19 protein-coding genes and 1 pseudogene are annotated in these 25016 nt (G+C 61.0%); 7 read left to right on the top strand and 13 right to left on the bottom strand.

All coding sequences use genetic code 11. The features are described 5' to 3' along the window. Positions 1–118 precede the first annotated feature (118 nt). The 10 genes from NL123_RS16265 to arnC all read right to left on the bottom strand — a co-directional run bounded on the left by NL123_RS16265 (position 119) and on the right by arnC (position 10730). A complete protein-coding gene (locus tag NL123_RS16265; RefSeq protein WP_494355783.1) occupies positions 119–829 on the bottom strand; it encodes an HPP family protein in 711 nt (236 codons plus the stop codon). 175 nt (positions 830–1004) lie between these two features. Continuing rightward, positions 1005–1238, bottom strand: a complete 234-nt coding sequence (locus NL123_RS16260) for a type VI secretion system contractile sheath small subunit (protein WP_348984781.1) — start codon at positions 1236–1238, stop codon at positions 1005–1007. Between the two features lie 168 nt (positions 1239–1406). Beyond that, positions 1407–3029 carry an ArnT family glycosyltransferase gene (locus tag NL123_RS16255; protein ID WP_494355782.1) on the bottom strand — a complete coding sequence of 541 codons (1623 nt, stop codon included), beginning with the start codon at positions 3027–3029 and terminating at the stop codon, positions 1407–1409. A gap of 3 nt (positions 3030–3032) precedes the next feature. After that, complete coding sequence (locus NL123_RS16250) at positions 3033–4424, bottom strand: UDP-glucose dehydrogenase family protein (protein WP_494355781.1); 1392 nt, start codon at positions 4422–4424, stop codon at positions 3033–3035. After that, positions 4421–4834 (bottom strand): 4-amino-4-deoxy-L-arabinose-phosphoundecaprenol flippase subunit ArnF, encoded by a 414-nt coding sequence (arnF, locus tag NL123_RS16245; RefSeq protein ID WP_248481519.1) that lies wholly within the window; start codon positions 4832–4834, stop codon positions 4421–4423. Before arnF ends, NL123_RS16250 begins: the two co-directional genes overlap by 4 nt. After that, the gene (gene arnE / locus NL123_RS16240) at positions 4831–5178 is read right to left on the bottom strand and encodes a 4-amino-4-deoxy-L-arabinose-phosphoundecaprenol flippase subunit ArnE (RefSeq protein WP_494355780.1); all 348 of its coding nucleotides are present in this window, start codon (positions 5176–5178) and stop codon (positions 4831–4833) included. The genes arnF and arnE overlap by 4 nt, the downstream gene beginning before the upstream one ends. Further along, positions 5175–6830: a lipid IV(A) 4-amino-4-deoxy-L-arabinosyltransferase gene (gene arnT, locus NL123_RS16235; RefSeq protein WP_494355779.1), complete on the bottom strand. Its 1656-nt coding sequence runs from the start codon at positions 6828–6830 to the stop codon at positions 5175–5177. Before arnT ends, arnE begins: the two co-directional genes overlap by 4 nt. Then, on the bottom strand, positions 6827–7711 hold the full coding sequence (gene arnD, locus NL123_RS16230) for a 4-deoxy-4-formamido-L-arabinose-phosphoundecaprenol deformylase (protein WP_494355778.1): 885 nt from the start codon (positions 7709–7711) through the stop codon (positions 6827–6829). The genes arnT and arnD overlap by 4 nt, the downstream gene beginning before the upstream one ends. Next, positions 7711–9702, bottom strand: coding sequence for a bifunctional UDP-4-amino-4-deoxy-L-arabinose formyltransferase/UDP-glucuronic acid oxidase ArnA (gene arnA, locus NL123_RS16225; RefSeq protein ID WP_058425883.1), 1992 nt, complete (start codon positions 9700–9702; stop codon positions 7711–7713). Before arnA ends, arnD begins: the two co-directional genes overlap by 1 nt. A gap of 2 nt (positions 9703–9704) precedes the next feature. Next, positions 9705–10730, bottom strand: a complete 1026-nt coding sequence (arnC, locus tag NL123_RS16220) for an undecaprenyl-phosphate 4-deoxy-4-formamido-L-arabinose transferase (RefSeq protein WP_494355777.1) — start codon at positions 10728–10730, stop codon at positions 9705–9707. A gap of 458 nt (positions 10731–11188) precedes the next feature. Between arnC and NL123_RS16215 the strand changes: the two genes are divergently transcribed. After that, the gene (locus NL123_RS16215) at positions 11189–12001 is read left to right on the top strand and encodes a M949_RS01915 family surface polysaccharide biosynthesis protein (RefSeq protein WP_248481529.1); all 813 of its coding nucleotides are present in this window, start codon (positions 11189–11191) and stop codon (positions 11999–12001) included. A gap of 108 nt (positions 12002–12109) precedes the next feature. Continuing rightward, a complete protein-coding gene (locus tag NL123_RS16210) occupies positions 12110–13024 on the top strand; it encodes a site-specific integrase (protein ID WP_494355776.1) in 915 nt (304 codons plus the stop codon). A 4-nt stretch (positions 13025–13028) separates the two neighbouring features. On the opposite strand, the gene NL123_RS16205 is transcribed toward NL123_RS16210, so the two are convergent. Then, the gene (locus NL123_RS16205) at positions 13029–14237 is read right to left on the bottom strand and encodes a multidrug effflux MFS transporter (protein ID WP_494355775.1); all 1209 of its coding nucleotides are present in this window, start codon (positions 14235–14237) and stop codon (positions 13029–13031) included. A gap of 259 nt (positions 14238–14496) precedes the next feature. Between NL123_RS16205 and NL123_RS16200 the strand changes: the two are divergent. Both NL123_RS16200 and NL123_RS16195 read left to right on the top strand, forming a co-directional pair. Next, positions 14497–15204, top strand: a pseudogene (locus NL123_RS16200) (MCP four helix bundle domain-containing protein); the annotation flags it as partial. A 42-nt stretch (positions 15205–15246) separates the two neighbouring features. After that, entirely contained in the window at positions 15247–16110 is an 864-nt protein-coding gene (locus tag NL123_RS16195) for a methyl-accepting chemotaxis protein (RefSeq protein WP_494358315.1), read from the top strand. 60 nt (positions 16111–16170) lie between these two features. On the opposite strand, the gene NL123_RS16190 is transcribed toward NL123_RS16195, so the two are convergent. Then, a complete protein-coding gene (locus NL123_RS16190) occupies positions 16171–16530 on the bottom strand; it encodes a winged helix-turn-helix transcriptional regulator (protein WP_248481535.1) in 360 nt (119 codons plus the stop codon). 100 nt (positions 16531–16630) lie between these two features. On the opposite strand from NL123_RS16190, the gene NL123_RS16185 reads away from it, so the two are divergent. Next, a complete protein-coding gene (locus NL123_RS16185; protein WP_494355774.1) occupies positions 16631–17380 on the top strand; it encodes an SDR family NAD(P)-dependent oxidoreductase in 750 nt (249 codons plus the stop codon). A gap of 111 nt (positions 17381–17491) precedes the next feature. Here NL123_RS16185 and NL123_RS16180 read toward each other — a convergent pair whose 3' ends face one another. Beyond that, positions 17492–18103, bottom strand: coding sequence for a dTMP kinase (locus tag NL123_RS16180; RefSeq protein ID WP_494355773.1), 612 nt, complete (start codon positions 18101–18103; stop codon positions 17492–17494). A 204-nt stretch (positions 18104–18307) separates the two neighbouring features. On the opposite strand from NL123_RS16180, the gene NL123_RS16175 reads away from it, so the two are divergent. Next, positions 18308–19510: a M48 family metalloprotease gene (locus NL123_RS16175; protein WP_494355772.1), complete on the top strand. Its 1203-nt coding sequence runs from the start codon at positions 18308–18310 to the stop codon at positions 19508–19510. Further along, complete coding sequence (locus NL123_RS16170; RefSeq protein WP_494355771.1) at positions 19498–24936, top strand: WGR domain-containing protein; 5439 nt, start codon at positions 19498–19500, stop codon at positions 24934–24936. The genes NL123_RS16175 and NL123_RS16170 overlap by 13 nt, the downstream gene beginning before the upstream one ends. Positions 24937–25016: the final 80 nt, after the last annotated feature.

Raw genomic sequence — 25016 nt, 5'->3', positions numbered from 1 at the left:
TCTTTATCAAGATGTTCACGGATGAACCTTCTCGCGATCGTACCAGTGCAAATTTGCCCAGTACAACCTTCAATCCTGCAGGTCGTTTTTGCATTTATGCAGTAAGCATGCGCCGGGCTCAAGGCACCCGGCTGGCCAGTGTTTCACCGATGCTGCGGCGCCTGGCGTGGGTTTCCGCCGCGTGGATCAGCTCTTCCAGTTCGCTGGGCTCCACATCGTAGAACTGCTCCATGTCCGCCAGTGCCAATTTCAAATCAGCGGCGGTAATGGCAGGGTCTCGGCCGGCTCTGGGGTTGAACGGGAGAGGTGCCGGAGCTGGCGCCGCGCCTTTGGGATAACGTGTGCGCGTGGCGTTGTTATACGCCAGTGCGCAGGCCAGCAGCGCACCTGCGCCGAGCAATACCGCGCCCAATTCATACCAACCCAGCGCCGCTGACGCCGGGTCTGCCAGGACCAGCGTCATGGCCAGGCCGCCGGCGGGCGGGTGCAGGCAGCGCAACCAGCACATCAGCACCACGGTCATGCCAGCCGCCAGGCAGGCGCCGCCCAGGGACGGGCCGAGGACACGCGTCACCAGCAAGGCAATCACACCTGCGCACAGGTAGCTGCCGATAATCGACCAGGGCTGCGCCAAGGCACCCGATGACACGGCGAACAACAAGACGGCCGACGCACCCAGCGGGCCAAGCAGGTGCAGCGCGACATCCATGCCAAACACCTGGGAGCACAACCAGACGCTGAACAAGGTGCCAAGCGCCATACCGATCGCGGCACGGCTCCATTCGGTGGGGCGGGTGTTGATAGCAGCGGGGAACCAGCGAGCGAGCATTGGAAGGCAGTCCATAAACAGCGGGCAAAAAAAAGGCTTGTCTGGTTGCCCGGAAAAGCCCTTTGAAAGTTCCAACATTTGGGGGAAGGAACCCATGCAGTGTGCCGCGCGTGGAACAGAGGCGCCAATGCATATTAATGAGGGTTGAATGCAAAAATAATGAATTGGAATACGTTCAGACGGCTATCGAACAGCAGACTTTACCCAGCACCCGATTAGTGAGTTCTTCATCGAAAAAACGCTTGCGCAGGTTCTCCTGCAAACCGGGTTCACTGGCCAGCGGGCCTTTCAACGCCACCAACGCGTCGCGCAATCCCATCAGCCGGTCCAGCGGTGGCAGGGGAACGTAGCCGACATGCACTTCGGTGCTGGTCAAGGCTGGGTTATCAAGCGAAGCATCATCTGGCACGGCGTTGTCCTCTCGTCCTTGTGGTCACCCATGACCTGTGGCGGTACATGAATACCGCACCAGGCAAGCGAGTTTACCGTCGGGTTTTGGGCGCAGGAAAGAGAAACGGCAGCAGTTATTACGTAAAGCTGTGTGGGAAGTTTCCGCGCCGGCAGTGCCGGCGCAGGCTCAAGGTTGCACAGGTTTGGCCAGGTGCAGCAGCACGTAAGGGTTACGGTCGAATTCGCCGGTCAGGGTCGGCGTGATGGACCGAAAGCGCGGGTCTTGCAAACCTTCGTAATCCACTTGGCTCATCACCAGCCAGGCGGGTCCCTGGAGTGGCTTGAGGTCGGCGGCTTGCTGAGTGAACAACGGCACCTGGTCGCAGTCGAGGTTGACCATGTACTTGATGGCCTTGGCGTCTTTGCCCAAGCCATGCAGCACCACCGGCGCGCGCTGCTGCATCACCTGCTCATGAACCTGCAAGGTAAAGGTGCGGGTGTCGTAGATACTGCGCTCCAGCGGCTCGACCACCAGGATATAGGTGGCCCAAACCGCCAGTACCGCGGCAAAGGCCGGGCCGACCGGACGCACGCGGCGCTTGAAGAGTGTCACCAAGGCCACCACCTGCAGGCCCGCCAGCACGCCGAACACCCAGCCCAGATGGCTCAACTGCTCAGGGTAGCGCGGTCGTGCCAATAAAAGGCCGATGATCAACAGCGTCGGCAGCAGCGTCCAGATCACCAGCAGCAGCCCACGCAGCCCGGCGAAGAGCCGTCCGTGTGCGACCTGGAACGGGTACGCCGCAATGATCGCCGCCATGGGCAACATCGGCAGCACGTAACGTGCTTTTTTCGCCTGGGGAATCGACAGGCCGACCATCACCAGCAAGCCCGCGGCGGCGCAATACCACACCAACTGCAATGCCGGTCCCGGCGCGCGGCGCCCGCTGAGCAGCATGGCCAGCAATACCAGCAGCGCCATCGGATACGCCAAGGCGTAGTTGCCCAGCGAACTGGTGAAGTAGTACAGCGTGCCGCTCGAGCCTTCGCTGCCATCCATGCGACCGAGGAACTGCATGCGGATCACGTCCTGCATGAAGCTTTCGCCGCCGCTCAACTTGGCCATCAGCAACAGCAGGCCCACGCATGCCACCAGCAGCGCCAGGGCCAGCAAGCCGAAACTGAACAGCTGGCGCCATTGTCGGTTGATCAGGTAGTAGCTGCAGAGCACGCCCGTAGGAATCACCAGGCCAATCGGCCCGCGCACGGCAAACCCCAGGATCAGCATCAGGTACAGCCAATGCAGGCGTTTAGCCGCCCCGAAGTGATCATGGGCATAACCCAGGTAGAACACCGCCAGGGCGATGGCGGCCAGCATCTGGTCGAGGGACACCGCACGGGTTTCGCTGATGAAGTTGCTGCTCAACAACAGCAGCGCAATGCTCAGCAGCCCCCAGCGCGGGGAGTAGGGCGCCGTCAGGCGATAAACCAGGGTGACGATAAACGCCGAGGCGATCGCCGTGGGCAACCAGGCCGTGAGGCTGGTGACCTGGCCCAGGGGCAATGAAACCAGCCAGGTCAACAGTGTCGAGGTGGCCAGGTAATCCGCGTAAGGCTGCCCATAGGTGGTGGGGAAGACGCTGGGGCCATGCCGCAGCATTTCCTGGGCAAACAACACGAAGCGCGAGTCGAAGCCAATGATCGCCTGGTGCCAGTTGCCGGCGATAAACAGCAACAACGCCAGCAATCCCAAACCGAGGGATTGGCGGCGAATCGTCGCATTCAGCGGGGACGGTTGAACTCTGTTCACGTCTCAGGCTTCCACGACCTGGCCTGCACCCAGGGCTACCCATTGCTGCTGGGGAATCGGCAGTTGGCAGGAATCGCCTCGGCCGATCGGGTAGTACTGGAAGCCTTTGCGCGCCAGGCGCTCGCCGTCGTAGAGGTTGCGCCCGTCGAAGATCACCGGGGTTTTCAGGCGCTGGTGGATCAGGTCGAAGTCCGGCGCCTTGAACTGCTGCCATTCTGTGCAGACGATCAGCGCATCCGCACCGCCCAGGGTCGATTCCGGGGTGCCCATGAGCATCAGCCGTGGGTCATCGCCGTAGATGCGTTGGGTTTCCTGCATGGCTTCCGGGTCGAATGCACGTACGTTGGCGCCGGCGGCCCAGAGGGCTTCCATCAGCACGCGGCTGGGGGCATCGCGCATGTCGTCGGTGTTGGGTTTGAATGCCAGGCCCCACAGGGCAAAGGTCTTGCCGCGCAGGTCGCCCTTGAAGAACGCATTGATCCGTTCGAACAACTTGCTCTTCTGACGCTGGTTGATGGCTTCCACCGCTTCCAGCAGGTCGCTGGAGCAGTTGGCTTGCTTGGCGCTGTGGATCAGGGCGCGCATGTCCTTGGGGAAACACGAACCGCCGTAGCCGCAGCCGGGGTAGATAAAGTGGTAGCCAATACGCGAGTCAGCACCGATGCCCAGGCGCACGGCTTCGATGTCCGCCCCCAGGTGCTCGGCCAGCTCGGCGATCTGGTTGATAAAGCTGATCTTGGTCGCCAGCATGCAGTTGGCGGCATACTTGGTCAGTTCGGCGCTGCGCAGGTCCATGAAAATGATGCGGTCATGGTTGCGGTTGAACGGTGCGTACAGGTCGCGCATCACGTCGCGCACTTCTTCGCGCTCACAACCGATGATGATGCGGTCCGGGCGGCGGCAGTCGGCAACGGCCGAGCCTTCCTTGAGGAATTCCGGGTTGGAGACGATATCGAACTCAAGGTGCCGGCCGGCCAGGTGCAGGGCTTTTTCGATGTGGGCGCGCAGGGTGTCGCCGGTGCCGACCGGCACGGTGGATTTTTCCACCAGGATCACCGGCTCTTTGCGGTGGCGGGCCACGGCGTCGCCTACCGACAGCACGTATTTCAAGTCGGCCGAGCCGTCTTCGTCCGAAGGGGTGCCCACGGCAATGAACAGGACTTCGCCGTGTTCCACCGCCAACTTTTCATCATGGGTGAAGTGCAGCCTCCCACTCTCCAGGTTCTCCTTGACCATCGCAGCCAGCCCCGGCTCGAAGATGGTCACATGGCCTTTTTGCAGTGACTCGACCTTGTTCTTGTCAACGTCCATGCAAATGACATCGTGGCCGACTTCAGCCAACACGGTGGCCTGCACCAGACCGACGTAACCGCTACCAAATACACTGATTTTCATGGGGCATTCCTGGGACTTGTGGCGCTAGCACGACGAGAGTTGATAACCAGAACACCGAGGATGACCAGCGCCACCCCCAGGGTTTTTGAAACGGAAAAATGTTCGTTGAACACCGGCAGGCTGGCGGCCAGCAGGTATACCAAGGCGTAGCTGATGCTCAGCAGCGAATAGGCGCGGCCCAGCGGCAAATGCTTGAGCGCGCCAAGCCAGCAGAGCATCGACAGCGCGTAGGCCAGGATCGCCAGGGTCACGACGCCGAGGGCGCCCAGGTCGATGCTGTTCTGGCTGAAGGCGTCCAGCCATTCGCTGGGCAGCGGCAGGCGCGTCATGCTCCAGCGCATGCCCAGTTGGGCGGCACTGACCAGGCCGACGCTGCCCAGGGCCAGGGCAAACCCCTGAACCCGGCTCATACCTGGCGCCCCAGCAGCACGACGCCACCGATCACCAGCGCTACACCCAGCCAATGGCGGGTGTCGATGTGTTCCTTGAATACAAAACGCGCGACCAGCGTGACCAACACGAAGTTGAGGCTGAGCATCGGGTAGGCAATGCCGACTTCCAGGCGTTGCAACACCAGCAGCCACACCAGCAGGCCGAGGCCCAGGCACACCAGCGCCGACCACAACCAGGGCGAGCGCAGTTTCAGCGCCCAGCCATCCGGCAGGTCGCGCCAGCTTTCCACGGCGAACTTCTGGGAGACCTGGCCCATGCAGGTGAGCAGGCAGGCGGCCAGTAACAGCAGCAGGGTGATCATTGCGCAGCCTGCGGGAAGATCAGGATCACGATGTTGCCTTGTTCGTAGCGCTTGCCGTCCTTGGGCAGCAAGTCGACTTCGGCGATTTCGTCATCGCCCTTGACCCGCATGACCACGCCGACCGGGCCCTTTTGGCGCGCAACGCTCATCCATTGCTGGACTTGGGTGGTATCCACCTTGTGGTGCGTGGCGTCCGCGTAGGCCAGGCCGTATTTGACTTCGCCGACGGTGTTGTAGAGCGTCACGTCCGGGCGCGCCAGGCGCCACGACAGTGCCGACGCTGCGCCCAGGTCATTGCTCAACAGGGCCGTGGCCGGTTGCAGTTCCTGCAGGTGGTCGATGATGAATTGGTCCGGAGTCTTGTTGTACACCACCGAGTGCGGCAACGCGGCGGGCAGCAATGCCACCATCAGCCAACTGCCGAGGACCGGCGCGGCCCACAGGTGCAACGGCCGGGCCGCCTGCAACAGGTTGACGAGGATCCAGGCAAACAGAAAGGTGAACACCAGCACCAGGCTTAGGGTTTCCTGGCCGTGCTCGTACACCGGTTTCTTCAATTGCACCCAGGTCAGCGCGAGCAATGCCACTACGCCGATGATCAGGTTCAGCCAGCCGTTGATGCGCAGCGCACGGCTGCGTCCCTGGGCCAGTTTGTCGGCCAGGGTATTGCCCATCAACAAGGCCAGGGGCAGCAGGCACGGCATGATGTAGGACGGCAGCTTGCCTTTGGCCAGGCTGAAGAAGGCCAGGGGCATCAGTAGCCACAGCACGATAAAACCGATTTTTGCGCTGCGTTTGTCGCGCCACGCCTGTTTGACGGTGGACGGCAACAGCGCCACCCACGGCAGGCAGAACGCAACCAACAGCGGCAGGTAATACCAGAACGGCTCGGCATGCTGGGCATCGTCACCGGCGAAGCGCTGGATATGCTCGTGCCAGAAGAAGAAATTCCAGTAGTCCGGCTCTTGCAGGTGCACCGCCAGCGCCCACGGCAAGCTGACGACAATCGCCACCACCACGGCAACCACGCCATAGCCCAGCAGTTCACGCAAACGTTTCTGCCAGATCGCATAGGGCAGGGCGATCAACACCGGCAGCAACCACGCAAGAAAGCCTTTGGTCATGAAGCCCATGCCGCAGGCGAGGCCGAGCAACGCCCAGGACCCCAGGCGCCCGTTGCGGGTGGTGCTGTCGAAGCAGAACCACAGGGCAGCACCGGTCAGGTTGACCCAGAAGGTGAACTGCGGATCCAGGTTGGCGTAGCCACCGAGCAACGCCACGCTGACAAAGCTCATGTACAGCACGGTGCTGACCAGGGTTTTGCGCGGGTCATTCCATAGCCGGCGCGACACCCCGTACACCAGCAGAATGCTCAAGCCCGTGCTCAGGGCCGAGGCAAACCGCACGCCGAACAGGTTCTGCCCGAAGATTGCCTGGCCCAGCGCGATCATCCAGTAGCCCGCCGCCGGTTTTTCAAAGTAGCGGATGCCCATGAAGTGCGGCGAAGCCCACTTGCCGGTCAGCAGCATTTCCTGGCTGATCTGCGCGTAGCGGGTTTCATCCGGAATCCAAAGGCCATGGGTAGCCAGCGGCAGCAGGTAGAACACACCAAACGCCAACAGCAGAAGGGGCAAGGCCCAACGGCGGATCATGCCTGCTGCACTCCGAGCCAACCCTCGCGGCCCGGCAACGCACCGCGCACCAGCTGTTGCTGGGGCAGGGTGGTCACGTCCGCTGGCAACAGCTCGCCCAGTGGTTTGAAGTCGATGCCGCGCTGCCCGGCCTGGGCGAGCAAATGGCGAAAATCGTTGGCCATCAGAATCCCTTCTACTTCGGCATGAATCGTATAAACGTTGAGTTTCGACGCGGCAAAACGGTCGAGGATGAACCCATTGAAGTCTTTGGCAGCCACCACCGGCCCGACGACTTCGTCGAAGGTCGGCAGGTCTACCGGAATTTGTGGGGTGCCCGCACTGCCATCGGCCAGGGTTGGACGAAACAGGCTGGTGCCCCGGCAATCGCTGTTGTAGCGAAAGTTAAAAGCTTGCTTGGCTTGCACCACACGTTCATCCGCGCGCCAACCGGCGGCGGCGGAACAGTCGATGCGCTCACCGAGTATGTCGCTGAGGGTGTCGACGCCACGGCGGATCTGCTCGATCAACTGCGCCTCGCTCCAGCGCCCGGTATTGGCCTGCCAGCCATGGTGATCCCAGGCGTGCAGGCCCACTTCGTGCCCGGCGGCCTTGGCCTGGCGCATCAAGTGCCCCAGGTCGCGGCCGATCGGTTTGCCCGGCCAGGCAGTGCCGGCGAGCAAGATGTCCAGGCCATACAGGCCGACCGCATTGGAACGCAGCATTTTCCACAGGAATTGCGGGCGGATGAGACGCCACAAGTGGCGCCCCATGTTGTCCGGCCCGACACTGAAGAAGAACGTCGCTTTCACCCCAGCTTCATCCAGGGACTCGAGCAATCGTGGTACACCCTCACGGGTGCCACGGTAGGTATCGACGTCGATGCGGAGGCCTGCCTGCATTATTTCTTGTCCGCGATTTCGAGCATGGCTTCACGCAGGAAGAAGTCCAGGGTGTTGCCGATGGTTTCGCTCATCTCCACGGTCGGCTCCCAGTTCAGCAGGCGCTTGGCGTTTTCGATGCTTGGCTTGCGGTGCGCCACGTCTTGGTAACCGGTGCCGTAGAACGCCTTGCTTTCGACGTCGCGGAAACCGGCAAACGGTGGGAAGTTGCCACGCAGTGGGTGCGCCTCGAACTGACGCAGCAGTTCTTCGCCCAACTGACGGATGCTGGCTTCGTTTTCCGGGTTGCCGATGTTGACGATCTGGCCGTCGCACACGCCATTTTCGTTGTCAATGATGCGTGCCAGGGCTTCGATGCCGTCGGCGATGTCGGTGAAGCAACGCTTCTGCTCGCCGCCGTCGAACAGGCGGATCGGCGTGCCTTCCACCAGGTTCAGGATCAGTTGGGTGATTGCGCGGGAGCTGCCGATACGTGCCGAGTCCAGGCGATCCAGGCGTGGACCCATCCAGTTGAACGGACGGAACAGGGTGAATTTCAGGCCCTTGTCGCCGTACGCCCAGATCACACGGTCCAGCAGTTGCTTGGAAACCGAGTAGATCCAGCGCTGTTTATTGACCGGACCGACCACCAGGTTGGAGGTGTCTTCGTCGAAGTACTGGTCCTGGCACATGCCATAGACTTCGGAGGTCGACGGGAAGATCACGCGCTTGTTGTACTTGACGCAGTAGCGCACCAGCTTGAGGTTTTCTTCAAAGTCCAGTTCGAACACACGCAGCGGGTTGCGGGTGTATTCGATTGGCGTGGCGATGGCCACCAGCGGCAAGACCACGTCGCACTTCTTGATGTGGTACTCGATCCACTCGGTGTGGATGCTGATGTCGCCTTCCACATAATGGAAGTTCGGGTGGCTGCGCAGGCGCTCGATGGCGTCGGAACCGATGTCCAGGCCGTAGACTTCGTAACGGTCGTCACGCAGCAGGCGCTCGGACAGGTGGTTACCGATAAAACCGTTCACGCCCAGGATCAGCACGCGGGTACGACGAGGCTTGCGGCCGGACTCGGCGCCGCGCAGTACGGAACCGTCGACCAGGCCCAGTGCGTCCGCCAGGGCGGGGCCGGCCAGGAACAGGCCGTCGGCGTTACGCTGGCCGAACTTGACCACCAGGGAGTCTTCACCGCAGGCGATGCGCAGCGGGTTGACGCTGATCACGCGGCCAGGGGCCAGGCCTTCGTTGCCCTTGACCACTTCGGCCTGCCACACGATCAGTTTGTGCTCGCCCACGGCGCAGAAAGCACCTGGGTAAGGTTGGGTCACGGCACGTACCAGGTTGAACAGTTCTTCAGCCGGCTTTTTCCACTCCAACTTGCCATCGGCGGCGGTGCGGCGGCCGAAGTAGGTGGCCTGGCTTTCGTCCTGGGCGGTTTCGGCCAGTTTGCCCTGGGCCAGTTGCGGCAGGGCGTCGCGCAGCAGGGTAATGGCGGCGTCGCGCAGTTTGGCGTGCAGGGTCAGGCCGGTGTCACTGCGCTCGATGATGACTTTCTGCTGGGCCAGGATCGCACCGGCATCGGCACGCTTGACCATGCGGTGCAGGGTCACGCCGGTTTCGGTCTCGCCGTTGACCAGCACCCAGTTGGCTGGGGCGCGGCCACGGTATTTCGGCAGCAACGAGCCATGCAGGTTGAACGCGCCTTTGCCGGCGGTGGCCAGCAGCGGCTCGCTGAGCAGGTTGCGGTAGTAGAACGAGAAGATGTAGTCCGGGTTCAGCTTGGCGATGCGCTCGATCCACAATGGGTGGTTGGCGTCTTCCGGGGCATGCACCGGGATGCCGTTGCGGGCGCACAGTTGCGCGACGGAACCGTAGAAGTTGTTTTCCTTGGGGTCATCGGCATGGGTGAACACGGCAGCAATTTCGTAACCGGTGCTGAGCAGCGCTTCAATGCCTGCACAACCAATATCGTGGTACGCGAATACAACAGCTTTTGAACTCATGATTAGACCTGATCAGCAGAAGTAGAGGTATGGGAGGACACCAGGCCGTCGACGACGACCACGGGAGCCGGTGCTGCCGGTTGGTTGCGCAGCACTTTTTCGATAAAGAAGCGCGGACGGGCGCGCACGTCGCTGTACATGCGGCCCAGGTATTCACCCAGGAGGCCCATGCCGATGAACTGGCCACCGGTGAACACGAACAGCACCGCGAACAGCACGAACATGCCTTCGCCGGCCCATTCGGCACCAAAGGCCATACGCAGGATGATCAATGCAAAGGCGAACAACATGCCCAGCGCCGCCAGGCTGAAGCCGACAATCGATAGCAGGCGCAGCGGGGTGGTGGTCATGCACGTCAGCAAGTCGAACATCAGGCTGATCAGGCGCATGGCACTGTATTTGGATTCGCCGTGTTCGCGCTCGGCATGGTGCACCAGGATTTCCGTGGTGTGCCGGGCAAAACCGTTGGCCAGGATCGGGATAAAAGTGCTGCGCTCACGGCAGGCGAGCATCGCGTCGACGATGGTGCGGCGATACGCACGCAGCATGCAGCCGTAGTCAGTCATGGCCACGCCGGTGGAGCGCTGCACGGCCAGGTTGATCAGGCGCGACGGCCAGCGGCGGAAGGCCGAGTCCTGGCGATTGTTGCGCACGGTGGCAACCACGTCGTAACCGAGGGCGGCCTGTTCGACCAGGCGCGGGATTTCTTCCGGCGGGTTTTGCAGGTCGGCGTCGAGTGTGATCACCACTTCGCCCCGGCACTGCTCGAAACCGGCCATGATCGCCGCATGCTGGCCATAGTTGCGGTTGAGGATCACCGCGACCACGTTGCTGCCGTCTTCAGCGGCGGCGTCTTCCAGCAGTTGGGCCGAATTGTCGCGGCTACCGTCATCCACCAGGATGATTTCGTATTCGTAGGCCAGTTGCTTGCAGGCTGCGGTGGTACGGCGCAGCAATTCAGGCAGGCTCTCTTGTTCGTTGTAGACCGGGATAACGATCGACACGCAATGAATAGGGTAGGGTTTCAAAGATTCATGACCTCGGGGTTAGAGCAACTTGGAGCGCTGAAACAGCAGCAATCAGTGGGCGAAAGTACAGGCAACTGATTAAAAGGCAGTGGTGTGCGTGGTGTTCATTCGACATTCCTGAGCGCTGGCCGTGTGTTCTTCCTGGTGAACTGCAGTAAAGACGATATTGCGTAAAGGTAAAGCGGAATCAATGGGTTAGTTGGAGAAGCGCGGATGGCCCTCAAGTCAACAAGGGCAAGATTAAGCGTAAAAATGTAGTACGAATATGAAACGCAGATGAAAAACTCGTTTATTTGACAGGTAGACAGCTAGGGTTCAGCTAAGCGGACGCGGTGCTGCACAAGGCGCCGGGGGGGATCGCGACGCAATGTTATTCAATCCTGTTTTCAGTGAAGAATATTCTCTGCAATGCCCTGCAAGTGCCGGTAAAGTAAGCCGTCTCTTGCCAGGGTGAACGGATGAATAGCGTGCAGCTTTTACGCGGCCAATTGCGGCCAGTGTTGATGGGGTTGTTGATGAGCGTCGCGTGCATCACCACCGTATGCGCCGATGATGGGGTGGCGCTGACCAGCATCGACCAGGTGCCGGACGGCGTGGAAGTGCGCGGCAAGCAGATCGCCGCGTATACCTGGGACGATAAACAAGGCAAGAACCTGCTGGTGCTCGCCGAACAAGTCAGCGAGCGCGATGACGACGGCACCCAGTCGGCATTCGTGTATGCGGCCCAGTACCTGATCGACGGCAACCGCCCCAAGCGCGTGTGGATGCTCTACGACGATGTGCAGCACTGCGAATTCGATGCGTCCCTGCGCTTTGACAGGGCTGCAACCAAAGTCACCGACCTCACTGGCGACGGCATCACCCAGGCCACCGTGGGCTATTCGCGCACCTGCACCAGTGATGTCAGCCCCAACGAATTCAAGTTGATCATGCACGTCGGCAAGTCGCAGAAGTACCGCCTGCGTGGGGTCGACCGCGTCGGTGCGGCCTGGTGGGACGAAGAGGCCGGCGCCCTGCGCGGCATGCCGCTGCCAAAGGACTGCAGCGTGGCCGCTCAGCAGGCGCTGGTCAGCCAGTACAAGGAGCAGGGCACCGAGTTGCCGTTGCCGGGGTGTTATGGCGATGAGAAGGACTTTGCCAAGGCGCCGGAGGCGTACCTGACGTTCATGCGCCAGCACTGGTTCGCATTGATGCAGAAGCAGGACAGCGAGTGGAGCCAGACCCAGGTCCAGCCTCAGGAGCCCACCGAGGACGACGATACGGCCCCGTGATTTTGTGCCGGGGCTGGTCCTGGGTTAGACTCGGCACTCGCCAATTCACTAAATACCTCGATTAAACAAAGGCTTGTTCGAGGTATTTAATCCAAAGGCTGATCTACCTTGACTGAGTCTATCCGCAACCCACTGACCCTATACCTCACCCGCCTGGCCCCCTCCAGCCAATTGACCATGCGCTACGTGCTGCAAGATGCGGCCGACCGCCTGGGCTTCGAGGATATCAACCTCGAAGACATCGACTGGCACTTGCTGCAACCCGAACACGTCATCGCCCTGGTCGCCGCCCTGCGCGAGGACGGTTATGCACCGAATACCTCCTCGTTGTATGTGAACGCGGTGCGCGGGGTGATGAATGAAGCCTGGCGTCTGAACCTGATCAGCCAGGAGCACCTGCTGCGCATGCGCACCGTCAAGGCTGCACCCGGTACGCGCCTGGGCCAGGGCCGCAACCTGCGGCGCAGCCTGATCCGCGAAATGATGGAAGTCTGCGCCGCCGACCCACGCCCCCAGGGCCTGCGGGATGCCGCGGTGATCGGCATACTCTACGGCTCCGGCATGCGCAAGTCGGAATCGGTCAACCTCGACCTGGCGCAAATCAACTTTGAAGAACGCAGCCTGCGGGTGATCGGCAAGGGCAACAAGGAGTTGATCAAGTACGCGCCGGATTGGGCGTTCGGCAAATTGCAGGCGTGGCTGGCGTTTCGGCGCGAGCAGCTCAAGGAGGGCGAGCAGGACGACAGCTTCCTGTTCAACCGTATCCGCCGTGGCAGCCATATCACCCGCGAGCGCATTACCAAGCATGCGATCTACTACATCGCCCGCCAGCGCGGCGAACAGGTGGGAGTGAAGATCATGCCCCACGACTTCCGTCGCTCGTTCATCACCCGGGTGATTGAAGAGCATGACCTGTCGATCGCGCAGAAGCTCGCGCACCACACCAATATCCAGACCACCGCCAGTTATGACGTGCGTGACGACAATGAGCGGCGGCGGGCGGTGGATCGGTTTGACTTGTGATGAATCAGGGGGAGGGCGGGTTGTTGGCCAAATGCGCTGGCAAACGACGCAAGGTCCACAGCGTGGTCAACAGCGCCGCAATAGCGCACAGCGCTATGCCGATCAGCATCGGCGCCGGCGTGTGATCGGCGAACACGCCGATCAGGGTCATGGACACGGCACCGATGATCATCTGGATCGCGCCGAGCAGGGCTGAAGCAGACCCGGCTACCGCGCCATGATCCTCCAGGGACAGTACCCCGGCGGCCGGCAGCAGCAAGCCGAGAAAGCCGAAGCCGATAAACAGCAGGGTCATGGTCAGGGCCAGGCTGTCGAGCCACAGTGTTGTGGCCGCCAGGACGGCCATCACGGCGGCCACGGCCGTTACCGACCAACGAATCAGCGGCGCCAGGCCAAAGCGCGCACTGAGGCGTGCAGTGAGTTGGCTCATGGCAAAAAACGACGCAGCATTCAACGCAAAGCCGAGGCTGAACTGCGTGGGTGTGAGGCCGTAGTACTCGATGTACACGAACGGCGCGCTGCCGATAAACACGAAGAAGGTCGCCAGGCCAAAACCGCAGACCACTGACAGGCCGATGAATACCGGGTCACGCAGCAATGCGCCATAGCTGCTGAAGGCGTTGCCCAGGGTCTTGCCCAACCGGCGTTCGGCCGGGTGGGTTTCCGGCAGTTGCACAATGGTCATCACCAGGCACGCCGCCGCCAGCACCGCCAGCACGGCAAACACTTCACGCCAGCTCCACAGCGCAATCACCAGGCTGCCGGCCAATGGCGCGAGGATCGGCGAGACGCTCATCACCAGCATCAGCAACGCCATCAGCCTGGCGGCCTCATGCCCGGTGTACAGGTCCCGCACGATGGCACGGGGAATCACCATGCCCGCGCAGGCGCCGAACGCCTGCAGGGCACGAAACGCGATCAGTGTCTCGATGGTCGGCGCCAAGGCACACCCCACACTGGCCACGATAAAAATCACCAGGCCGGCATAGATTGGCGGCTTGCGCCCGAACACATCACTGATCGGCCCGTAGAACAACTGGCACAGGCCGACGATGACGAAGAACACCGTGAGGCTCATCTGTACCAGAGCCGGCGAGGCCTGCAGGCTGGCGCCCAGGGTTGGCAGTGCGGGCAGGTAGATGTCGATGGCGAACGGGCCGACGGCGGTGATCAAGCCCAGGAGGAGGGCGAGGTGGGCAATGCTTCGAGACATGGAATTCCGGTATCTTCAAGGGATCGGCCAGCTTAGTGGTCCGCCTGCGGCTGTACAAGATGACGCTTACAGAGTCATTACAACTTCGATGTAGCCCTGATAACGCCGAGGCAAAGAGCTGCCCTTGCACGCGAGCACAAGGGAATCGCGCAGATTCCCTGACTTGGGCTTCACTAATAAGCAACGGCTGCCGATAACGGTACTAGACGCTCAAGCGGTTGGGTTCCCAACCGGCTGTCCAGGCTATGGGGATACCTGCATGACGATCAAACTGCGCTTGATGTTGTTGATTGCGACCGGATTGCTGACCGCCTTGATCATGAGCCTTGCCGGCTACCTGGGAAATACCCGGATGGGCAATGCCGTGCAGGACAACGAGTTGAGCATGACGGTGCTGCGCAATCACATGGAAGCCGACATGATGCACGACGCCCTGCGTGCCGATGTACTGTCAGCCATGCTGGTGGGCCTGGGCAAAAGCACCAGCAGCAAAGCGCAGGTGAACAGCTCCCTGAAGGATCACGCTGAGCACTTTCGGCAGGTGCTGGCAGACAACCTCAAGCTGCCGTTGGACGACACGCTCAAGGCGAACCTGGAAAAAATCAAACCGAGCCTGGACAACTACATTGCCGCCGGTGAGCGCATTGTCGCCCTGGCGCTGGACAATCCCGACGCCGCACGCAATGAACTGGGAACGTTCAATGCCGCTTTCACCCAGCTTGAAGATCAAATGGCCGCGCTGAGCGAGCTGATCGAGACCAACACCCAGCAGACCAGCCTCGGTACACAGCAGACCATCAGCAACGCCAATTTGACCCTCGGCGTGGTGTTGATCGCCAGTCTTTTACTGTTGTTGGCCCAGGGCCGCTGGGTCATGCTCAGCATCATGGGGCCATTGCAGGCCGCCAGCCGTATTGCCGCCAGCATTGCGCGGGGCAACTTGAACGAAGCGATTGTCGAACCCCGGCGCAAAGATGAAGCCAGCACATTGATTCGCAGCCTCGCCACCATGCAACGGGATCTGCGCGGCATGATCGAAGTGGTGCGCAGCAACGCCCACGGGGTCAATGGCATGAGCGAGCAACTGAGCCACGGTTGCCATGAAGTGGCCGGCAGCAGCCAGCAACAAAGTGCGGCGGCCAGCACCATGGCCGCGGCTGCGAGTGAAATGACCGCCAGTATCGAGGAAATCACTCGGCATGCCGGGCGAGCGTTGGACATGGCCAACCAGGCCGAAACCTTGGCCAAGGACGGTGGCCGGGTGATTCATCAGGTGGTCAACGACATGGGCGGCATTGCCCGCTCCGCGCAGCAGTCGGCCCAGGTGATCCGCACGCTGGACAAAGAGTCCGAAGCAATTTTCAGCATTATCCAGGTAATCAAGGGGATCGCCGACCAGACCAACCTGCTGGCCCTGAATGCCGCGATCGAAGCCGCCCGCGCCGGTGAACAGGGGCGGGGGTTCGCAGTGGTCGCCGATGAAGTTCGCAGCCTGGCCGGCCGTACCAGTGCCTCAACCCTGGAAATCGCCAGCATGGTCGAGCGTATCCAGCAAAGTACCCGCGAAGCGGTGACCAGCATGGAGGAGGGCGTGGCTCAGGTGGACAAGGGCATGGCGGTAACCACCGAGGTGGAGCGGGCGATTCGCGAGATTTTGCAAGCGACCCTGAACACCACGGAGATGGTCAACGATATCTCGCGCACTATCGGTGAACAGAGCCTGGCCAGCAATGAAATTGCGCACCAGGTGGAGATGATTGCCGGCATGTCGGAAAACAACAGCCGGGTCATTGGCCAGACAGCGTCAACAACGGACGAATTGTCCAGCCTGGCCGGCAAGCTGTCGCAGTCGGTTGATCGATTTCAGTTGTAAACCATTGATTTAACTCAACTAAATAGTCATTTAGTTGAGTTAGGCATCAGGGCAGGGGGCTCAGGATTGGGAGAGGGCAGACGTCCTCCGTGCGGCGATGCGCTCTACCGTTTGCATATGCTGCGTACCCCATTGGCACAACCCACCCAACGCCGACGCCAGGGACTCCCCGAACGGCGTCAGGGAATACTCGACTTTGGGCGGTATTTCCTGGAAGTCCACGCGAAAAATAATCTCATCGCGCTCCAACTCCTTGAGTTGCTGGATCAGCACTTTATCGGTCACACCGCCAATCGCGCGCTTTAATTCTCCATATCGATGAACATTCTGCGCCAGGTTGAACAGCACCAGCGGCTTCCATTTGCCGCCAATCACCGCCAGGGCCGCCTCGAGCCCGCAATTGAATGAGTTATTGGCCATGATTGAGGTGCCTCCAAGGGTACTTACCAAAAGGTGCATACTATTCAAAAGAATAGAGCGGATCTAGAGTTGCGCCTCAACATTCTTTTTTGGAGTCATCATGAGCAAGCTCAACGGAAAAGTTGCAGTGGTTACCGGCGGCAACAGCGGCATCGGCCTGGCCACCGCGATTCGCTTTGCAGCTGAAGGCGCACAGGTGGTGATTGTAGGCCGTAGACAGTCAGAGCTGGACAAGGCGCTGGAGCTGATCGGGCCTGACGCCATCGCCATCCAGGCCGACATTGCCAAGCTGGACGACCTGGACCGTGTGTTCACCGAGGTTAAAGCTGCCAAAGGGCGTGTTGACATACTGTTTGCCAACGCAGGCCTGGGGGATTTCCAACCGATCGGGTCGATCACCGAGGAATCGTTCGACCGCACGTTCGGCATCAACGTCAAAGGCACGCTGTTCACCGTGCAAAAAGCCTTGCCACTGATGCAGGCCGGCGGTTCCGTGATCCTGACTGGCTCGACCACCGGGACAATGGGCACCGCGGCGTTCAGCGTGTACAGCGCCACCAAAGCGGCGTTGCGTAATTTCGCCAGAAGCTGGGCGCTGGATCTCAAAGGCACCGGCATTCGCGTGAACGTACTTTCACCCGGACCGATCTCGACACCAGGCTTGGACTCGGCGTTGTCAGGTACAGGCCAGAAGGAGGCGATCATCGACGACATGACGGCGCAGGTGCCACTGGGCCGTATCGGTCAGCCTGAAGAAGTGGCAGCCGCCGCGTTGTTCCTGGCATCGGATGAGAGCAGCTTCATGACGGGCAGTGAAATGTTTGTCGATGGAGGCTTTGCTCAGGTTTGAATCTGACAGGGGGTTTTGCCTGTTGAAATCTGACGGGCACTGCCCCTGATTACGCAATATTATGTTACGCATAATGTATATTATGTTAAATCATGTATTACGCTACACGTATCACCCAGCCACTTTACGAATCTCAACAACCACCTGCTTCACAGCCTCTTCAATCGCACCTTCATTACGGCATAACACCCAGCCCTGACCCACAACCGCCTGCTCGAACATTTCGGTACACGCAACATGCTCTGCATACTTCTGAATCACTGTGCCGCCCAATCCTCGTGATCGTGCCGTTGCTCTCGCCCATGAAATATCCGGCGCGGTGACAACACCGACATGCAGATCCGGCACTCGCACGCTTAGCTCCAGGTTCAACTGCAGAATCTCTGCAAACGGTATCGTGTGTCGAAACGCAGCCTCAGAGGGATACCAGCGATCAATCAGGATAATGCTGCCCAACGGCTGCCGAGTCAGGACATTCCGGGATATCCAGCGGCGACTCTCGGCAAAGCGCTCACACACAGCCCATTCCAAATCCCGTGAAGGATTTCTGGCAAGTTCATTGACCAGGGCCATGGTTTCACCTCTGTAGGGGTCGCTTTTTCGCTCGCAAAGCCGAATGACTTTCTTGTTTTCCGCCCTCAGTGCCGCCGTTACAGCCTCCAACAACGTGGTTTTGCCGGTGCCTTTGGGGCCATCCAGAGAAACAAAAAGCGGAGCATTCATTTTTCACACAGCGATCAAGATAATCATCACCACTCTAACTGCATTTGCAGCTGGCCACGCATCCAAGCACTTTCACAAGTAATTTTCCTACCCCCTAGGTATGCTCCGCCTCTATTGCCGATCACTGATACCGGGATGCCCGCCCAAGTCTCTGCTGCACAGTCGCAGTCTATGGAGCCGTATCCTCTCAAGGACGTTTGAACGATGAGTACCCCCGCGCTGGATATCAGCGGCCTGACCCCCTTGCCTTACCACCAGCGTGTGGTCGATTACCTGAAAACCCATGAGCCTGTCGTGTGGGAGTGGGCCTCTTCTCTGGGCGTCCAGCAGGAACATGCCCAGGATGTGCGCGCACAGTTGCTGCGGGACACCTATCGCCTGAGCCCCGAGACCCACCCGCAGGCCTATCAGGCCTGTGAGACGGCGCTGCAATGCTTGCAGATCCAGGCGCCCGCGACGCTTTACCAAGCCGGCGACGGCGCGATGAATGCCAGCCTGTATTACCTGGCCGGTGAAGTGCATGTGGTGTTCTACGGACCGATTCTTGAACGGCTCGACGCTCAGGAGTTACTGGCGCTGCTCGGGCATGAGCTGGCCCATTACCGCTTATGGTCTGAGCACGGTGGTGACTATCTCACCGCCGAGCGGATTCTCAATCACGCCATGGCTGATATGAATACGCCTCCGAGCCTGGAACAGACCGCGCGTTTATATAGCCTGCACACCGAAATCTATGCCGACCGAGGCGCGGCCCTGGTGGCCGGCGGGCCGGAAGCGTCGATTACCTCGCTGGTCAAGATTCACACCGGGATCGTCAGCGTCGATGCCGCCAGTTACCTGAAGCAGGCCCAGGAGCTGGATGGCAAGGATGCACCGTTGTCCCAAGGCGTTTCGCACCCGGAGACGTTTCTGCGCTCCCAGGCGGTGGACAGCTGGTGGCGGCAGGTGCCGGATACCGACAATTGGCTGCATGGCCGGTTGCGCGGGCCGCTGGCGCTCAGTCGTTTGGATGTGATCGGCCAAGTCGAGCTGACCGCCCTCACCCGCAGCTTTATCGCCAGCTTCATCGGCACCTCCGTGCTGCAATCGGAGGTGGTGCTCAATCAGGTACGTGGATTCTTTCCCGACTGGAAAGACAACGAAACCACGCTGGACCTGGGCACGCTGAATGCCGAGTGTGTCGACGCAAGCATCCACGAATACCTGCACTTCATCATGCTCGACCTGAGCCTGGTGGACCGCGACCTGCGGGATGAGGCCTTGTTGCACGCGGCGCGCACCGCCAAGAAGCTCGGCAGTAGCGACGACTTTATCAACGTGCTCAAGCGCGATATCAAATTACCCAAACGTGAGCTCGACCCGATCGTTCGCGCGCTCAAAGCGGAGGTCGACACATGGACCCGATAACCCAACCCATCAATTTCACGCAATTGCTGCAGACCCACGATGGCGTCGCCGTCCCCATCGACGATGTGCTGTTCCTGGCGCTGCCGTTACTGCGCCAGGTTGCGCAATTGCATGAACTGGGACGTGTCGCCCAACTCAGTTATCTCGATGTGCTGCAAGGGCCGGAACGCACGCTGCAACTGCGCAATCCCGAAGGCGTCTCGCCACGGCTGGCATTGGAAGCGATCAAGCAGGTGCAGCCTAATCCGGAGTCGGCACTGAATATTGTCGGCAAGGTCCGCCTGACCCGGGATTCGGAAAGTGGCGTGGCCGTGACCGACCTGCAAGTCCAGGAAGACCCGCATCAGACCATTGACCACCCGGTGTTCCTCACCGACCTGCACAGTTGGGAGCATCGCCTCGGGCACCACGACGAGATAACCGATATTTTCCAGCTCGGCCAGTTGCTGGCCTGCCTGGCGTGCGGGTTGGATTTTGCCGATATCAACGACCTCAAGGCCTTTGCCCGGCATCGCCGTAACCTGTTCCAGCTCAACGGCCGGCTCAACCCGGTGCTGGCCAATTTGATCGTTGAAATGACCGAGCTGAACCGCCATGAACGCGCCACGGATGTCGGCTCACTGGTGCGGCGCCTGGAATCCTGGCGCGAACAGCCGGCCAGCCTGGATGTCGAGCGTGTATTGGCCCAGGCCGAAGGCCCGGCTTCACGGCGCACCGTGGTGCTGGAGCATCTGCGTAACCGCTTGTTTGACCTTTCGCGACGCAATCGCCTGCTGTACTTCCGGCCAACGCAAGCCAACGTCAACTTGACCGTGGCCAGCGTGCCCTTGGTGATGCGCGTTGAAAGTATCCGCCCCGAAGCCTTGTGCACCTGGCAGCCTACCTTCGGTGGCTTCTCCGAGCAGGTGTTGAGCGGCAAACCGGTTGGCCTGCAGCAATGGTTGCGGTTTGAAGACCAGACCTGGTTGCAGGCGTCGCTGGAACGCATCATCCAGGAAACCCGCCGCGACCGCGCCGAGTTCGGCTTCAGCAACCTGCGCCTGGTCGTGGCCTTCATGCGCTGGCACAACCTCAAGGACACGCCGGAAGAACGCATCGTCACTCCCCTGCTCTGGCTGCCGGTGGAACTGAGCCGCAAAAAGGGTGTGCGCGACCAGTTCATGTTGCAGTGCGATGAGACCGAAGCCGAGTTCAACCCGGTACTGCGGCATCAACTGCGCCAGCTCTACGATATCCAGTTGCCGGAAACCGTCGACCTGCAAAAGACGTCCCTGGAGGAAATCCACGCCGATATTGCGCGCCAGATCAAACTGACCGAGCCCGGCGTCGAGTTGCGCCTGCAAAGCAAACCGCAAATCGAACTGATCCACCAGAAGGCCGTGCAGCATCTGCACCACTTCCAGCGTCGTCGCGCCCGTCAGCGTTCGGCGATGCCCTTGGTCAGGCCGGATTTCAGCTACGACCGCGAAGACTACCGCCCGCTGGGCCTGCAATTGTTCCAGCAAAAGGTGCTGCCCAGCGAGTTACCGTTGCGCCTGGCCGTCGGCGCCAAACCTGTGCTGCGCAACCAGCATCCGCAGATGGTCGCCAGCAGCACCGAGAACAGCACCTTCGCCATGCCCGAGAATCAGGGGCACCGCTACGCCTGGGACATCGACCTGACCCAGGTGACCCTGGCCAACTTCAACTATCGCAAGATGTCGCTGGTGCGTGACTACGCACAGCTGATCGATGAGCCCGCGCAAAACGAAGCGTTTGACCGGATGTTCTCGATTGAGCCGCGAGACGTCGAAGTCCAGACTCCAGACCCGATCCCGCTGCCCGACCAGTGGAACGTGGTGGCCGGTGATGCGACGCAGAACGCCGCTGTCAGCCTGGCCCGAACCGGGCGTCACTTCATCATTCAGGGGCCGCCGGGCACCGGCAAGTCCCAGACCATCACCAACCTGATCGCCGACTACGCCGCGCGCGGCCTGCGCGTATTGTTTGTGTGTGAAAAGCGTGCGGCGCTGGACGTGGTGTTCCATCGCTTGCAACAGAGTGAACTGGGCGAATTGTGCTGCCTGATTCACGACTCCCAGACCGACAAGAAAGCCTTCGTGGGCAACCTGCGTGAGTGTTATGAGCGCTGGATCGCCGGTGATGCCCAATCATCGCAGTTACAAGCTCGGCGTGACGCCACGCTGGCGACCCTGAGCCAGCAACTGGGCCTGATAGAGCGCTTTGAACAGGCGATGGCCGGCGTGCCGGAGTCCTTGGCCTGTTCGGTGCGTGAGTTGGTCCGTCATTTGATCGAGCTGCCACCCGTTACTGCACAGCTGCCGCCCGAAGCGCTGGAACGCTTGCCCGAATGGCGGCACTGGCAGGCACAACAGGAGCTGACCGGCCGATTGTATCAGACCATCAAGGAACGCTTCGGCCTCGACAGTTTTGCGCGTCACCCCTTCAGCCACCTGGCCTCAAGCCTGGTCACCCACGAGCATGCCTACGGCCAGCTCAAGGCGTTTCTGGAGCAAGCCAGTGGGCTGATGGACAGCGTCGAGTCGTTCCTGGAGTCATCCTCCAGCCTGCTGTCCGGTGACACGCGCCTGACGGATGCGTGCGTGCTGACTCAAGCCGCCGAGCAACTGACCGGCGCCAACCTGGCGGCTCACCTCGACCTGCTGGAACCTGGTTCAACGGGTTCCCAAGCGCTGCACGCCGAACAGGCCGGCTTGCAGGCACTGGCCGTGCAGCAACACAACGCCCGTGAAACCACCCGCCACTGGCGCGAGAAACTTGAGCCCCAGGACACCCAGGCGGCCCTGGAGCAGGTACAGCGCCAGGAAGGCTCGCTGCTGCGCTGGTTGCAACCCGGCTGGTGGCGCCTGCGTGGCGAACTTCAACGCCGTTACGACTTCAGTCAGCACGCGATTCGCCCCAGCCTGCGCAGTGTGCTCGACAACCTGGCCGGTGAACACCGCGCCACCGCCGAGCTGCACGCCGAGCAGCAACGCCTGCAAGGTCGCTACGGCATCCAGGATATCGACCTGTTCGTGCACAACCTGCAAGCCTTGCTGCAGCAACTGAGCGCATCACCGCTGTTGCGCAAGTGGGTCGAAGGCCTGCGGGGCAACCCGAGCAACTTGCCCGTTGTGCGCCAGGAAGCCAGCCTGCGCCAACCCATCGCGCGCCTGGCCGAGCTGGTTGCCCAACAGTGTGTGTTCGACGCCGCGCCAAGCCTGGCCGAGCTAGCCGAATACCTGCGCGACCTGCGTGAAGAACTCGACGAACTGCCCGACACCCTGCCCCTGCTCAACGAGCTGCACCAGGCCGATCCCGGCTGCCTGGCGGTCGTGCAACAGTATGCTTTGCCACAACCCGTGCTGGACGGGTTGATTGCCCAGGAAAACCTGACCCGCCTGTACCGCGCCAATCCGCAGATGGCACGCTTTGACGGTCCGGCCTTGAGCCTGGCCGCGCGCCAGGTCAGCCAGGCCGAAAGCAACCTGCTCAAGAGCAACGCTCACGTGCTCAGCGCCACCCTGCACCAGCGATTTCTGGAGCATGTGAAGCAATCGGCGATGTCAGTGACCCAGCTGGACGCCCAGGCCCGCGAGTTCAAGAAAGCCTATGCCAAGGGCCGCCGCGAACTGGAACATGAGCTGGGCAAGACCATGCGCTATCGCTCCATTCGCGAAATGGCCAGTGGCGACAGTGGCCGGGTGATCAACGACCTCAAGCCCATCTGGCTGATGAGCCCGTTGTCGGTGTCCGACACCCTGCCGTTGACCCCGGACCTGTTTGACGTGGTGATTTTCGACGAGGCCAGCCAGATCCCCAGCGAAGAAGCCGTGCCCGCCCTGAGCCGTGCGCAGCAGGTGATTGTGGTGGGCGACGAGATGCAGTTGCCACCGACCAACTTCTTCTCCAGTGCCGGTGACCAGGACGATAACGACCTGATTGCCATGGAGGACGGGGAACAGATCGCAATCAACCTCGATGCCGACAGCCTGCTGAGCCAGGCCGCACGCAACTTGCCGGCGACCCTGCTGGCCTGGCACTACCGCAGTCGCCACGAGGCGCTGATCAGTTTCTCCAACGCAGCGTTCTACGAAGGGCGGCTGATCACCATTCCCGACCGGCGTATCGAGCGCCCTGCCCCAGCCCACGCCGCGCTGGACTCCAGCGACGCCCAGGCCGTGATCCAGGGCGCCGACACGCTGCTCGACAGCCCGATCAGCTTCTTGAAGATGAGCGATGGCGTCTACCTCAGCCGCAGCAACCTGGCCGAAGCCCGCTACATCGCCAACCTCGTGCGTGAACTGCTGCAACGCGAGACCGGCCTGAGCCTGGGCATCGTGGCCTTTTCCGAGGCCCAGCAAGGCGCCATCGAGCAGGCTCTGGAAGACCTGGCCAGCAATGATTCGGCCTTTGCCACACGCCTTGAGCGCGAGTACGTGCGTGAAGATGCCGGGCAGTTCAATGGCCTGTTCGTCAAGAACCTGGAGAACGTGCAGGGTGATGAGCGCGATGTGATCATCCTGAGCATCTGCTATGCGCCGGGACCGAACGGCAAGATGCTGATGAACTTCGGCCCGATCAACCAGCGCGGCGGAGAAAAACGCCTTAACGTGATCTTCAGTCGTGCGCGCAAGCGCATGGCGATTGTCTCCAGCATTGAGTCCGAGGCCATCACCAATACCCACAACGACGGCGCTGCTGCATTGCGCGCGTTCCTGCAATTTGCCCAGGCCAGTGCCAGCGGCGATGCACCGCGCTCCCAGGGCATCCTGGCCAACCTCAACCCGGGCGCCAAGCAGTCCTTTGCCGTCAGCCTGCCCAGGGACAAACTGCGCAGCGCCCTCGCCGTCGCGTTGCGCCAACGCGGGCACTCGGTGCAGGAATATGTCGGGCGTTCACAGTTCCGCTGTGACCTGGCGATCAGTGACGCCAGCGGTGAATACTTCAGTCTGGGGGTGCTGCTCGACAGCGACACGGCAGCCGCGACTGACGTGCGTGAGCGTTATATCTTTCGCCCGACGGTATTGCGCAGCTTCGGCTGGAGGATCATCGACGTGCTCAGCCATGACTGGCTGCGCGATCCGGAGGAAGTGCTCAAGCGCATCGAAGCGCTGCTTCGGGGTGAAGAAGCGCCTGCACTGCCAGCGCTGGAACAGGTCGTGGAAACCGTCGAGATCGAAGCCGAGCCTGCGGTAACCCCTGAAGCGGCGCCGTCGATGCGCGAGTTCACCTATGGCGAAGGCAACTCTAATAAATTCTGGCGTATCGGCGTCACGGAGGCTGAGGTGGTGGTGAGTTTCGGCCGCATCGGCACCAAGGGCCAGACCTTGATCAAATCCCTGGAGAGTCCCGAACGCGCGTTGCGTGAAGCAGAGAAACTGATCGCGGAGAAACTGCGAAAAGGCTATCAAGAACAGGCATGAAGGAAAGGACGGCGCCCGCCCCGGGCGCCTGTCCCCCCCAAACCGTAAACCCACGCTCCATGCACCAGCCCCTGCCCTAA

The sequence above is a fragment of the Pseudomonas sp. FBCC-B1565 genome (genome assembly GCF_059133265.1).
This window is presented reverse-complemented; position numbering and strand designations above follow the sequence as displayed.